Here is a 13223-nt window from a genome sequence, read left to right as displayed (position 1 = left end):
ACGCGCTATCTCAGAGTGCGGCCCCGCGCGCGCGAAGCCGCTTTTTTTCGTTCTACCTCATGTTCGCGAAGCGTTCGACCGCCTTCGTGAAGCTTTTTATCGTCTTGTCAGCGTCGCCGTGTTCAATTCCGTCGCGCACGCAGTGGTTGATGTGCCCTTCGAGGACTATCTGCCCGACCCTGTGGAGCGCGGACTTCGCGGCGTTTATCTGCGCGAGCACGTCCTCGCACGGGATATCCTCGTCCACCATCCTGTCGATGGCCTTTACCTGCCCGATGATTTATTGAGCCTTCTGTGAAGGTTCTCCGCGTCCATACATTGTCTCATTCGTCCTCACTCCGTTCCGCCTTTATGGTAGCACGCGCGCCGCCGCAGCCGCAACGGCGCGCGTGCAGCGTGCAGAAAAATCCCCTCCGCGAGCGAAGGGGATTAAGTTTTGCGTTATGCTGAAAATTTCCGCGGCAGCGCTACATCGCGCCCGCGGATTCCTCCACCATCTTGTCTACGTCTTTGCGCAGCGACTCCGGCAGGCCTAGGATGTCGAGCGAGAGGAAGCCTTTGATGATGAGCGACTGCGCCTCAGTCTCGCTGAGGCCGCGCGCCATAAGGTATTCCGTCTCCTCCTGGTTTATCTTGCCGACCGCGGCTTCGTGCGACATTTCGAGATCTTTGGTGGCGCGCCTCGAGCTCCGGTATGGCGTGGATTTTGCCTTTGTCGGAGAGCAGCAGGCCGTTGCATTCAAGATGCGCCTTGACGCCCTCCGCTTCGCCGATGAGGTGTCCGCGCGCGTATATTTCGCCGCCCGTGGAGACTGTGCGAGATACTATCTCGGCGCGGCTGCCGCGCCCGCGCAGGTATACGCGCGATCCAGTGTCCATCTTCGAGCCTTCGCCCGCCATGAGGACGGTGTTGAATGTCGCGACGGAGCGGTCGCCGTTCAGATAGACGGTCGGGTACATTTGCAGGTCTTTCGCCGGCTTAAGGCAGATGTAGTTCGATATGTATTTGCCGCCTTCTTCGACGACGACGACGGTGCGCGGGCGGACGGCCATCTCTTCGGCCCAGTCGTGCACCATCGTGAAGGTCAGCGTCGCGCCTTTTTTGATGTAGATTTCGGAGACGCCGACGTGGAGGCCGGAGCGGACGTGCGGCCCGGATGCGCAGCCGGAAATTACGCTGAGCTCCGAGCCTTCTTCCGCGATGATGATGTTGTGAACGTCCTGCGCGAGCGCGTCCGTCTCGATGTACATGCAGGCCTGCACAGGGAATTCCGCTTTCGCGCCTTTTTCTGCGCGTATGAAGTAGCCGCCCTCTTTGCGGCTGGCGGCGCGCTCTGTGAAGGCGTCTTTGTCTTTTTCGATGAGCTTCCAGCTGTAATCCTCGAGGCCGTACTTGAACTGCGCGTAGGAGACTGGCATGACCTGTACGCCCTTTAGGTTCGCGTTGCAGAAGACCGTATCGTGGTCGGTGTGGACTATGGTCCCAGCCGATTTCTCTTTTTCGTCTATTCCAGCGCGCAGCATGCGCTCGCGGTCTTCGGCGGGGAGCTCTGCGAGATTTTTGACCTCTCTGTGCTCCGGCGCGTCGCTGCGGAATTGGTCGAGATGTTCTTCAACTTTATATTCTTTCATTACGCTCTCCTCCCTGCGCATCCGGCGCAGCGGAAGCACTCCGTGTAGCCGTGGCTGCGGATCTCGCCGAGCAGCTCGGCGGCGTTGCCCGAGCATACGATTTCGCCGTTCATCAGCACGTGGCCTTTGTCGACGAAAATATGGTCCATTATCTGCCCGGGTGTGCGTTATGACGAGCCCTGCTTTGTAGTCGGCGCGGCGGCTCTTTATCGAGCGGCAGCCCGCTCCGTCGAAACTGTCGCGCCCCAGCGCGATGCGCGCGGCCTTGCCGATGAGCGCCATGTTTTCGAGGTCTACGCCGGACTCCGGCTCGTCGAGGCAGACGAAGTCGGGCGACTGCAGGATTATCTGAAGCATCTCCGTGCGCTTCATCTCTCCGCCGGAGAGCCCCGCGTTTATCTCGCGGTCGAGGAACTCGCGCGCGTCGAGCTTCTCAGCCGTGCGCTCGATCTCCTCGTCGGTCAGCGACGGGCGGCTGAACGAAATAAGCGAGCGCAGCGTGACGCCGCGTATCGTCGGCGGCCTCTGGAACGATATGCCGACGCCGAGGCGCGCGCGCTCGTCTATCGTCGCGTGCGTTATGTCCTGCCCCTTGAAGCAGATCGAGCCCTGCGTCACATGGTAGCGCGCGAAGCCTATCACTGTGTTCAGCAGCGTCGTCTTGCCCCGAGCCGTTGGGCCCGAACAGCGCATGGATCTCGCCCTCGCCGACCGAGAGCGAAACGCCTTTCAGGACCTCCGTGCCGTCTACGGTCACGTGCAGGTCTTTTATTTCAAGCAATTTTTCTTCCGCCATTATCTATCTTCAACCTCTTATCCAAGAGAGATTCGTGAGAAAATTCCCACACCCACGCATTGAAGTATATAACTTAATATCGTTTTGCGGAAGATTGCAGCGCGCCCAAAGCCGCCGTTCGGAAAAATGTGTAAAGCCCCGCGCCGAAAAGCCGGAAAAACGTGTAAAAACCGCCGCGATTTTGCCGGAAAAATGTGTAAAACATAGGCTTGTTTTGCCGGAAAAATGTGTAAGGCCGGCGCAAAGCCTGGCGCGGCGCGGGTTTTCAGCGCGCGCCGCCGCGCTGCATCCCCGGATACTCGAAATCCTTCACCCGCATCGCGGCGTAGGCGGCGTCTATTTCGGCGAGCAGCGAGGCGAGCGCGGGGCGGCCGGGATATTTCGCGGCTTCGTCGCGAAGGCAGCGCAGCGTGTAGAAGGCGTTCTCAGCGCGCGGGGCCGTCCGCGCCGAAGATTTCGCGGTACATCGTGAGGTCGACGGGCATGTCGAAGCCCTCTTTGACGGCTTCGTAGCCGTATAGCATCCAGACTTCGCGGAAGCCCGCCCATGCTATCGCGGATGCGCACATAGGGCATGGCGCGTGGCTCGCGACGAAGATGCAGTCACGAGGCGCGGGACGCTCCGCCAGCGCGAAGAAACGGCGCAGCGTGTCTATCTCGCCGTGGTAAATCGGGTTCTCGACGCGGTCGTTGCTGCCCGCCGCGACGACGGAGCAGTCCTCCGCGCGCAGCACGAGGCCGCCGAATACGTGGTTGCCGCGCTCGACCATGCGCTCCGTCAGCGGCAGCAGCGCGCCGCGTATCGCGCGCAGGATTCTCTCTATCTTTTCGGCTTCGGTCATTTTTATCACTCCCGGTTTTTAGTTTGTCGGCTTGCTTCGCCTGCTGCGGCGATGTTTCAATGAATTCTTTTGCCCATAGCGGCTGAAAAATTCAGCGGCTGTGTGCTATCATTATATTGAACATTATAGCCTGTTTAGGCGTAAGTATTCATTACGGAGGCGCGTCATGGAGGAGATTCTGCGCAACGGCTATCTCGAACAGCTCCTGTCATACCGATGGGACGGGCAGGTGAAGGTCATAACCGGCATAAGGCGCTGCGGAAAATCTTACCTTCTGCGGCGGCTTTTCAGAAATTATCTGCTCGCCAATGGCGTGCGCGAGGAGCAGATAATTTCAGTCGAGCTCGACCTGACGCGCGACATACGTTTCCGCAATCCGCTCGAGCTCTCGGCCTACGTCCGCGGCATAGCGGAGGGGAAAAAGGATGAATATTATCTTTTTCGTCGACGAGATACAGATGTCCGACGAGACGGCTAATCCGTACAATCCCGCCGGAAAGAAGATAACCTTCTACGACGCGCTGAACGACCTGCGCAGTCTGCCGAATCTCGACGTTTACGTGACGGGCAGCAATTCGAAGATGCTTTCGTCGGACATTCTGACGGAGTTCCGCGGGCCGCAGCGACGAGATCCGCGTCCACCCGCTCAGTTTTTCGGAATTTCTGCCCGCCTCCGGCTGCGGCAGGGACGAGGCCTTCGAGCGGTACGCGTTTTACGGGCGGCATGCCGTTCGTGCTTTCGCGCCCGAACGAGGCTGCGAAGATGAATTATCTGAAGTCGCTTTTTTCTGAGGTCTATCTGAAAGACATCGTGGAGCGTAAAAAAATCGAGCGCGAGGACGCGCTCGGCATGATTCTCGACCTTCTCTGTTCCTCGGTCGGCTCGCTGACGAATCCCGCCAAGATTACCGACTCGCTGAAATCGCGCTCGCGCGTCAGCGTTTCTCCGAACACGGTAAGGGGCGTACATATCGCATCTGGAGGACGCGTTTCTTTTCTCCGAGAGCAAGCGATACGACGTAAAAGGAAAGTCGTATTTCGATTATCCGAGCAAATATTACTGCGAGGACGTGGGGCTGCGGAACGCGCGTCTCGGCTTTCGCCAGCAGGAGATGACGCATATCATGGAGAATATAATCTACAACGAGCTCGTCTCGCGCGGCCTGTCGGTGGACGTGGGCGTGGTGTTCGCGCGCACGGTGAACGACAAGGGAAGCTCCGTCCGTTCGCCGCGCGAGATAGATTTCGTCGTCAACTCTGGCGGGCGGGCGCGTCTATATCCAGTCGGCCTACGCGATGGAGACGCCGGAAAAGGCCGCGGCCGAGGCCCGCCCGTTCGCGCTCACCGGGGATTCCTTCCCGAAGATAATCGTGCGCAGGGACACCGCGGGACGATGGTACGACGAAAGCGGCGTGCTGAACATCAACGTTATGGATTTCCTTCTGGATAAAAACCTTATCTGAAGCGGCCGCGCAGTCTCATTGAATTCTTCCGCCCATTGCGGCGAAAGTATTCAACGGAGCGTTTCAGCTCAGCTGCGGGGGCGCGGCGCGTTTTGTGCGCCTTCTGCCGCCGCGTCTTCTCGGGCGGCGCGGGGCGGGCGTCTCGTTTTCGGCGCGCATCAGCCAGTTGTTGAGGGCGTTCGCGCTCATCGCCGTCTCCTTCGCGAGCTGCGCCTCCGGGTTGTGGTGCAGGAGGCGCTTCGCGCGGCCCAGCTCGCGCGCCTTGGGGCAGTCGGCGAGGCGGATGTTTTTCTTGCTTTTGAGGCGGCTGATGTATTTTTTCGAGCTCCTCCAAATCCGCGCAGGAGAGTGTGTCGGGAAGGTCGGGCTCGGGGACCTCCGGCGGCTGCGAGAGCTCGGCGAGCTTGCGGAACGAGTCTATGCCGAGCTCGCCCGCTATCTTGAGCGCGAGCCGCGCGCAGCCCTCGGCGTCGGAGCCGGCGTGGTGCGCGCGCAGCGGCACGGAGTAGCGTTCGCAGAGAGATTCGAGGCTGTATTTGTTGTTTTCGCCGTGGATACCGGCGCGCAGCGCGAGCTCGAGCGTGCAGATGTAGCCCGCGGCCTTGTAGTCGTATTTGAGGCGGAACGAGCGCAGCGCCGCTTCGAGCGTCTTCGCGTCGTCGCGGAAGCTGTGCGCCGCGAGCGGACGGCCCTCGATGTCGGGCAGTATCTCGCGCCAGACCTCGGCGAAGGAGGGCGCGTCGGCCACGTCCTCGTAGGTTATGCCGTGTATTTCGACGGGCTTCTGCTGGAAGAAGCAGATGCGCTTCGGCGGCTTCACGAGGTATTCGGCGCATTTTACGACGCGCCCGCGCTCGACTACGCAGAGCCCTATCTGGCATATCGAGCTCTGGCAGTTGTTCGCGCGTTCGAAATCTATCGCCGTGAAGGTGAATTCGTCGCTTTTCGGCAGATTGTCGGCGGTCTTGATAATCATGCGCGCGCCTCCGAACCTGGCAGGCTCTCCGCAAGGTAAGGGCGCGTCACGGATTTTTCGCAGGAGAGCATGTCGCGCGGCAGTCCCGCGAATATTATCTCACCGCCGGAGTTTCCGCCGCCCGGGCCGAGCTCCACGATGTAGTCGGCCTCTTTCATTACGTCTACGCTGTGTTCGACGAGGAACAGCGTGTTGCCCGCGTCGGTCAGCTTGTTGAAGAGCTTCATGAGCGTCTTTATGTCGTCGAGGTGCAGGCCGTCGGTCGGCTCGTCGAGGATGAAGATGGAGCCGCGCTCGTTCAGGTGCGAGGCGAGCTTGACGCGCTGGAGCTCGCCGCCCGAGAGCGTCGTCATCGACTGGTTCAGATGCAGGTAGCCGAGGCCCGTGCGGCGCAGCGAGGTGAGCTTTTCACAGAGCGGGCGGCCCGCGAAGAATTCCGCGGCCTCGTCGACGGTCATGTCCATAACCTCGGCGATGTTCTTTCCCTTGTAGGTGTAGGCGAGCGCCTCCTTCGAGTAGCGTTTTCCGCCGCAGAGGTCGCAGACGGTCTCTATCGAGTCCATGAAGGCCATGCCCGAAACTATGACGCCCGAGCCTCCGCAGGCGGGGCAGGCGCCCTTTGAGTTGAAGCTGAACCACGCGGAGGAGACCTTGTTTTCCGCGGCGAATATCGCGCGTATGTCGTCGGCGACGCCGAGGTAGGTCGCGGGCGTGGAGCGCAGGTTGATGCCTATGTTTTTCTGTCCTATGAAGATTACCTCTTCTTTTATCTGATTCTGGAAGGATTCCATCAGCGAGCTCTTGCCCGAGCCCGCGACGCCAGCGATCACCGTCATTACGCCGAGCGGCAAATCGACGGAAACGTCCTTGAGGTTGTGCAGGCTCGTCGGCCCTACGCGGAACCAGCCCTTCGGCTCGCGGAGCGTTATTTTGAACGGGCTCTTCATCCGGAGCATCCGTCCCGTAACTGTGCCGGACTTCAGCAGCTCGTCGTAGCTGCCCTCGAAGACCACCTCGCCGCCCCTGCTTCCCGCCCCGGGCCCCATGTCCACGACGTGGTCCGCGAGCTTGACGACCTCGCGGTGGTGCTCGACGATGAGCACGGTGTTGCCGTGGTCGCGCAGCGCGCGCAGGGATTTCTTGAGCAGGTCGATGTCCTTAGCGTGGAGGCCGACGCTCGGTTCGTCGAGGACGTAGGCCATGTCGGTGAGCGCCGAGTTGATGTACTTCGCTATCTTGATGCGCTGCGCCTCGCCGCCCGAGAGCGTCCCGGTGCCGCGCGAGAGCGAGAGGTAGCCGAGGCCGATCTGCACGAGCGCGCCGAGCCTGCGGCCCAGCTCGCGCTTGATGTCCGCCGCCATCGGGTCCGTTATCGAATTTACGAACTCGAGCGCCTCTGGCACCGGCATCGCCGTAACGTCCGCGATGTTCCTGCCGTTAATCAGGCAGCTGCGCACACGCTCGTTGACGCGCGAGCCGCCGCAGTCGGGACAGGTGAAGGTCGTCACCATATTGTCGAGGATGTGCTTGAAGCGCGCCCCCTCCTTCGTGTTTATGATGCTGCGGTACATGCGCGGGAAAATCCCCTCGAACTTCGCGCTCTTGGGCCAGTTCGACGGCGGGTTCTTGAGCCGTATCTGCGGCGAGTGGAGGAAGAGCTCCAGCTCCTCGGGGCTGTAGTCTTTGATTTTCTTGTCGAGGTCGAAAAGTCCGCTGTAGGCGTAGCGCTTCCAGCGCCAGAGGCCGCGTCCGAAGGTCGGGAAATGTATCGTGTCCTCGTCGTTGAGGCTCTTGTCGAAGTCCACAAGCTTGTGGATGTCGAGCTCCGTCACCTCGCCGAGGCCGTCGCATCTCGGGCATTTTCCGGCGGGGTGGTTGAAGGAGAATGTGTCGGAGTAGCCGATGAAGGGCCGCCCGACGCGCGAGAAGAGCAGGCGCAGAATCGAGTAGATGTCCGTGTAGGTGCCGACCGTCGAGCGCGTGTTCGCGGCGGGCTTCTTCTGGTCTATGACTATCGTGACGGGAAGGTTCGCGATGCGCTCGACCTCGGGCCGCCCGTACTTCGGCAGAAACTGCTGCACGAAGCTCGGGAATGTCTCGTTCAGCTCGCGCCGCGACTCGGCGGCAATCGTGTCGAGGCAGAGCGACGACTTGCCCGAGCCCGAGACTCCGGTGAAGACCGTAACGGCCTTCTTCGGTATCCGCACCGATATGTTTTTCAGATTGTTTTCGTAAGCGTTGGTGATTTCTATATAATCGCGAAATTCGCGCGGCATTTCCTGCTCCGCTCCCCGTCCTGTCGTTTACCGGATTATTATATCACCCGCGCGAGGGGCTTCGCGCCTGCGAGGCTGCGTGCGCCGCGGCGCGCGACGCTGGAATAAACAGTGAATAAAAATTCAAAACAAAATTGAAATAAATAGCGTTATATTTTTATACCGGCCTTTTAGCGGGGCGTCATTATTCGGCTCATTCGTGATAATAAGCGAAGGATTGGAAATATATATACGCTTGTGAATGTCATTGTGACGAATAACAAAGTTATAAAATTTTTTTTGCTGACATAAAGCCCTAAAAAATCCGCTTCACGATAATGTACAAGCGATTTTTATTTCGTATAGGTAAAAATACTTAGCGATGACAGCGTAAAATACGCTGATAAAAACACAACTACAATAGAATAAAAAGAAAACGATATTTTTAACATATTAAGATTTGTGATTTTACGTATTATTTACTTTATTAAAGCGATGTGATATATTTTTCGAGGCAGGGGTTACATCATTAAAAAATGACCGAAAGGTCAAAAATATCAGAAAGAACGGTGATAGTTGTGAGAAAATTTGCATTTTTACTGTTATTGGTTTCCCTGTTCGCTTTTGCGGCCGCCCCGGCATTCGCCGACGCCGCCTCTAAGGAAGGCTGGCCCGAGCAGCTCAAGTTCTCCGCAGGACCTCCCGGCGGAAACTGGTTCGCCCTCGGCAGCACGCTCTCCGATATGTGGTCGAAAAACACTATCTCCGTCACCAGCAGCTCCGGCGGCGGCGTCTCGAACATCATCAACTGCGACCGCGGACGCGGAGACTTCGGCTTCACCAACACCTCGATACTCGGAGCCGCCATCAAGGGCGAGCAGGACTTCGAGGGACGCGCGACCAAAAACGCCACCATCCTCGCCAACCTCTACACGCAGTACACCTATTTCGTAATGAACAAGAGCTTCGCGGAGAAGCACCAGATAAAGACCTTCGGCGACATCATCACGAAAAAGATCCCGACCAGGATGGCGACGCTGAAGCCCGGCACCGGCTCGGAATTCGTCTTTAAGTCGCTGCTCGCGAAGGGCTACAACACGAACTACGACGCGCTCAAGGAAATGGGTTGCTCCATCGAGTTCGCCTCCTACGAGGGCGGCGCGGACCTCATGGCCGACGGACACCTCGACCTCTTCGTATTCTCCGTCGGTAAGATAGCCTCCATCGTTATGAACATCGAGAGCAACACCGACATCGTCTGCCTCGACGTCGACCAGCCCGCGCTCGACGCGCTCGCGGCGGCCTACGGAACCGTCACCTTCACGATAGAGCCCGGCATCTACAAGAGCGTCACGAAGCCCGTCAAGACCGTCGGAGACTACACCTGCATAGTCGTCCGCGACAACCTTCCCGACACGCTCGCCTACGAGCTCTGCAAGTCGATGTGGGAACACAAGACCGAGCTCGCCCAGGCCGTCAAGGACATAGACGAGCTCAACCCGCAGATAGCAATCCCCGACGGCGTGCCGATGCAGGCCGGAGCGAAAAAATACTGGGAAGAAATGCGCGCCCAGTCCAAATAACCCTACCGTCAGCAACGCGGCGGAGCCTGCCTCCGCCGCGCTTTCACGAAATTTCAATCTCTGCACGTCCGACAACCCCCTGCGCATAAAAATCCACGGCCTGTCCCAGGCGGACAGAGCAGGAGAGTGTTAAAAAATGAGAAAACTAAGCGGCTTAAGCTACAAATTCATCTACGTCTATTTCGTCATCATCGGACTGTTCCACCTTTACACCTCCGTATTCGGAGCTTACGAATCATATTTGCAGAAGAACATCCATCTCGGCCTCGTGCTTCCGACGGCCTTTTTCCTCTTCCCGATGTACAAGGGCGCGCCGAAGGACCGCGTGCCTATATATGACTGGATACTCGGCGCGATATCGGCGATACCGTCGCTCTACGTCGTACTCAACTACGACGACATCGTCATGCGCGTCATACAGGTAGACCCAGTCACGCAGGCGCAGTTCATCTGTGGAATCCTGCTTTTCGTGCTGCTGCTCGAGGGGACGCGCCGCGTCGTCGGAATACCGCTGACGCTCATCGCCTTCCTCTTCGCGGCCTACATGTACTGCGGGCAGATGCTCCCGGGCGACCTCAAGGGGCTTTCGTTCACGATGCACGAGGTCGTGGAGCAGATATACCTCACCGACGAAGGCATATTCTCGATGCCGCTCGGTGTCTCCGCGACGCTCGTCGCCTCGTTCCTCATCTTCGGCGGCTTCCTTGAAAAATGCGGCACGGGGCCGTTCTTCATGGACGTGGCGCAGGCCTTCACCGGCACAGCCCCCGGCGGCCCCGCGAACATAGCAGTCATGAGCTCCTGCCTCTTCGGCTCGATCTCCGGCTCCGCGGTCGCCAACGTCTACGGCACGGGAACCTTCACAATCCCGCTCATGAAGAAGATAGGCTACGCGCCGCACTTCGCGGGAGCGGTTGAAGCGGTCGCCAGCTCCGGCGGGCAGATAATGCCGCCTGTCATGGGCGCGGGCGCGTTCCTCATGGCCTCCTTCCTCGGCCTGCCCTTCACCGACATAATCATCGCGGCGCTCGTCCCCGCGCTGCTCTACTACGCGGCGGTATTCTTCATGATCCGCCTCGAAGCGATGAAGAACGGCCTCCGGGGGCTCTCGAAGGAAGACCTTCCCGACAAGCGCGAGGTTCTCAAAAAAGTCTATCTCTTTATACCGATAGTCGGCCTCGTTGCCTTCCTATTCATGGGCATGACGCCGATGCGCGCCGCCGCGATAGGCGCCTTCCTCTCGTGGCTCGTCTCTCTTCCGCAGCCCGAGAACCGCATGGGGCCGAAGGCGATAATCGACTCCATCTACAGCGGCGTCAAGAGCATCACGCTCGTCTGCGTCGCCTGCGCCACGGCTGGCATCGTCCTCGCCTCCGTCTCGCTGACCGGCGTCGGAGTCAAGCTCGTCGGAATAGTGCTCGCGCTCACGCATGGCATCCCGCTCCTCGCGCTTGCTCTCGTCATGGTAGTTTCGCTCATCCTCGGAATGGGGCTGCCGACGACCGGAGCCTACATCCTCGCCTCGGCGCTCGGCGTGCCGGTGCTGACGAAGCTCGGCTTCGAACCACTCGCGGCGCACCTCTTCGTCTTCTACTACGCGATTATTTCCAACATCACGCCGCCCGTTGCGCTCGCGGCATACGCCGCAGCCTCGATCGCAGGCTCGAACCCGAACCGCACTGGCTTCACGGCATGCCGCCTCGGCTTCCTCGCCTTCGTGACGCCCTTCGCCTTCTGCTACGACCCGGGCATCCTGCTGCAGAGCGACCTGATAGGCAACATTTACGGAATAGTGGCCTGCGTCGCGGCCTGCTTCGGCTTCGGCTTCGCGATGGAGGGCTACCTCAACCGCCTGCTCGCGCCGTGGGAGCGCGCGCTCTTCGTCGTCTTCGGCTGCATGGGGCTGCACCCGAACCCGATGATAACAACCGCAGGCGCCGCCGGCGTCATCATTTTCTGGATCTTCATCGTGAAAACGGGGAAAAAGAACAAAGCCACGCCCGCTGCGGCGTAGCGCCGAAAGTTAAAAAATCGACGGAAAAAGGGGCGGCGCTGCGCCGCCTCTTTCGTTTTGCGCGCACGGCGCGAACCGTGCGCGCTTTGCTATAATAGCGCCAAAGAGGTGGAATTTACGATGAAAAAGGCCGTTATAGATATAGGGACGAATTCCGTGAAACTCACGCTCGGGGAAGCGGCGCCGGACGGCGGCGCGAAGATGATCTGCGACATGAACGTCATCACGAAGCTCGGCGAGGGGATGCGCGCGAGCGGCGCGCTCGGCGCGGAGGCGATGGAGCGGACCGCGCAGGCCGTCGCGAAATTCGCGGACTTCGCGCGCGCGGAGGGCGCGGACGAGATTTTATGCGTCGGGACTATGGCGCTGCGCCGCGCGTCGAACGCGGATGACTTTTCATCGCGCGTCAAAGCGCTCTGCAATCTTGACGTTTGCGTGCTGCCCGGCGAGGCCGAAGCGGAGCTTTCAAGCCAAGCCGCGATAATGAGCCTCGATGGCGCCGGCTGCGGATTCGTCACGATTTTCGACACCGGCGGCGGAAGCACGGAGTTCGTTTTTCTGAAAGACGGCGCCAGCCTCGACGCGGTCAGCGTCGACGCAGGGGCGGTGACCTTGACGGACGAATACTTTGCAAAATCACCGGCGAATCCGCAGACCGTCTGCTCCGTCACGGCTTCGCTGATCAAAAAATTCGCAGAGGCCGGAGTCGGGCGCGAAGAGGGGCGCGTTATAGGCGCGGGAGGCAACCTCACTGCGATGGCAGCCGTCGCGGCCGGCATGGCGGAGTTCGACCGCTCGAAAATCCACGGCGCAAAGCTCTCAAAGACGGAGGTCATGCGCCAGGTCGCGCTTTACGCGCAGAGCACGGCGGAAGAGCGGCGAGCGATCCCCGGCCTCTCGCCAAAGCGCGCTGATATAATTCTCGGCGGGGCCTGCATAATACTCGCCGTCATGGAGGCAGCTAAAGCGAACGAAATCACGGTCAGCGACCGCAGCCTGCGCCACGAGCTGCTGCGCCGGCTCTGCGCTGGGGAAGGCGCTCCGCTCGCATAAAGGACGGCCGCGCCGTGAATTTCGCAGCTTTTTTCTCATACGTCATACTTTCGACGATCACGCCGGGGCCGAACAACATAATGTCGATGAGCAACGCCGTGCGCTACGGCTTCATGCCGTCGCTGCCGTTCAATTTCGGCGTCCTCGCGGGAAATCTTTGCCTGATGTCCGCCTGCGCGCTGTTCAGCTCGCTGCTGTACGAGCTCATCCCGACGATAGAGCCTTTCATGCTCTGCGCGGGCGCGGCGTACATTTTGTGGCTCGCCGTCACGGTCCTGCGCACCAAGCCGCGCGATACGCAGACGGGCGATTTCGCCAACAGCTTCACCGCGGGCACGACGCTCCAGTTCGTCAATGTGAAGGCGATACTCTACGGCGTCACCGCGATGTCCTCGTTCGTCCTGCCGCACTACCGCGAGCCGGTCGACGTCGCCGGCTTCGTGCTCTTCCTCGCCTTCATGGGCTTTGCGGGAACGCTCTGCTGGGCGGGCTTCGGCGCTGTATTCGAGCTCTTTTTCAGCAAATACAGAAAGCCCTTCAACATCGCGATGGCGCTGATGCTCGTATACTGCGCCGTGACGATGATTGCGGAGCTGTGGAAGTAGCGG

14 protein-coding genes are annotated in these 13223 nt (G+C 59.7%); 8 read left to right on the top strand and 6 right to left on the bottom strand.

The genetic code is table 11. The features are described from left to right. Window positions 1-52: 52 nt before the first annotated feature. From ABGT66_RS12805 to ABGT66_RS12795, 3 genes are all read right to left on the bottom strand, one after another. Window positions 53-250, bottom strand: coding sequence for a metal-sensing transcriptional repressor (locus tag ABGT66_RS12805; protein ID WP_346691138.1), 198 nt, complete (start codon window positions 248-250; stop codon window positions 53-55). A gap of 217 nt (window positions 251-467) precedes the next feature. Beyond that, window positions 468-659 (bottom strand): SufD family Fe-S cluster assembly protein, encoded by a 192-nt coding sequence (locus tag ABGT66_RS12800; RefSeq protein WP_346691136.1) that lies wholly within the window; start codon window positions 657-659, stop codon window positions 468-470. Next, entirely contained in the window at window positions 580-2325 is a 1746-nt protein-coding gene (locus ABGT66_RS12795) for a SufD family Fe-S cluster assembly protein (RefSeq protein WP_346691134.1), read from the bottom strand. Before ABGT66_RS12795 ends, ABGT66_RS12800 begins: the two co-directional genes overlap by 80 nt. A 47-nt stretch (window positions 2326-2372) precedes the next feature. On the opposite strand from ABGT66_RS12795, the gene ABGT66_RS12790 reads away from it, so the two are divergent. Further along, window positions 2373-2900: a hypothetical protein gene (locus ABGT66_RS12790; protein ID WP_346691132.1), complete on the top strand. Its 528-nt coding sequence runs from the start codon at window positions 2373-2375 to the stop codon at window positions 2898-2900. On the opposite strand, the gene ABGT66_RS12785 is transcribed toward ABGT66_RS12790, so the two are convergent. Further along, window positions 2854-3270 carry a deaminase gene (locus ABGT66_RS12785; protein ID WP_346691131.1) on the bottom strand — a complete coding sequence of 139 codons (417 nt, stop codon included), beginning with the start codon at window positions 3268-3270 and terminating at the stop codon, window positions 2854-2856. The genes ABGT66_RS12790 and ABGT66_RS12785 overlap by 47 nt on opposite strands. A gap of 166 nt (window positions 3271-3436) precedes the next feature. Between ABGT66_RS12785 and ABGT66_RS12780 the strand changes: the two genes are divergently transcribed. The 3 genes from ABGT66_RS12780 (at window position 3437) to ABGT66_RS12770 (ending at window position 4734) form a co-directional block, all read left to right on the top strand. After that, a complete protein-coding gene (locus ABGT66_RS12780) occupies window positions 3437-3748 on the top strand; it encodes an AAA family ATPase (protein WP_346691129.1) in 312 nt (103 codons plus the stop codon). Further along, the gene (locus ABGT66_RS12775; protein WP_346691128.1) at window positions 3696-4037 is read left to right on the top strand and encodes a hypothetical protein; all 342 of its coding nucleotides are present in this window, start codon (window positions 3696-3698) and stop codon (window positions 4035-4037) included. Before ABGT66_RS12780 ends, ABGT66_RS12775 begins: the two co-directional genes overlap by 53 nt. Before the next feature lie 529 nt (window positions 4038-4566). Further along, window positions 4567-4734: a hypothetical protein gene (locus tag ABGT66_RS12770; RefSeq protein WP_346691126.1), complete on the top strand. Its 168-nt coding sequence runs from the start codon at window positions 4567-4569 to the stop codon at window positions 4732-4734. Here the strand turns inward: ABGT66_RS12770 and ABGT66_RS12765 are convergent. Further along, on the bottom strand, window positions 4727-5710 hold the full coding sequence (locus ABGT66_RS12765; RefSeq protein ID WP_346691124.1) for an exonuclease domain-containing protein: 984 nt from the start codon (window positions 5708-5710) through the stop codon (window positions 4727-4729). The genes ABGT66_RS12770 and ABGT66_RS12765 overlap by 8 nt on opposite strands. Continuing rightward, the gene (locus ABGT66_RS12760; RefSeq protein WP_346691122.1) at window positions 5707-7986 is read right to left on the bottom strand and encodes an excinuclease ABC subunit UvrA; all 2280 of its coding nucleotides are present in this window, start codon (window positions 7984-7986) and stop codon (window positions 5707-5709) included. Before ABGT66_RS12760 ends, ABGT66_RS12765 begins: the two co-directional genes overlap by 4 nt. 584 nt (window positions 7987-8570) lie before the next feature. Between ABGT66_RS12760 and ABGT66_RS12755 the strand changes: the two genes are divergently transcribed. The 4 genes from ABGT66_RS12755 to ABGT66_RS12740 all read left to right on the top strand — a co-directional run bounded on the left by ABGT66_RS12755 (window position 8571) and on the right by ABGT66_RS12740 (window position 13220). Next, complete coding sequence (locus ABGT66_RS12755; RefSeq protein ID WP_346691121.1) at window positions 8571-9548, top strand: TAXI family TRAP transporter solute-binding subunit; 978 nt, start codon at window positions 8571-8573, stop codon at window positions 9546-9548. Between the two features lie 136 nt (window positions 9549-9684). Continuing rightward, window positions 9685-11562, top strand: coding sequence for a TRAP transporter permease (locus ABGT66_RS12750; protein ID WP_346691120.1), 1878 nt, complete (start codon window positions 9685-9687; stop codon window positions 11560-11562). Window positions 11563-11682: 120 nt separating this feature from the next. Continuing rightward, entirely contained in the window at window positions 11683-12615 is a 933-nt protein-coding gene (locus ABGT66_RS12745; RefSeq protein WP_346691118.1) for a Ppx/GppA family phosphatase, read from the top strand. Window positions 12616-12629: 14 nt separating this feature from the next. After that, complete coding sequence (locus ABGT66_RS12740; RefSeq protein ID WP_346691117.1) at window positions 12630-13220, top strand: LysE family transporter; 591 nt, start codon at window positions 12630-12632, stop codon at window positions 13218-13220. Window positions 13221-13223 lie beyond the last annotated feature (3 nt).

It is taken from the genome of uncultured Cloacibacillus sp. (assembly GCF_963926575.1).
In the GTDB taxonomy this organism is placed as follows: Bacteria; Synergistota; Synergistia; order Synergistales; family Synergistaceae; genus Caccocola; species Caccocola faecigallinarum.
The sequence above is the reverse complement of the archived record's forward strand: the minus strand, read 5'-3'. Positions and strand labels throughout refer to the sequence as shown.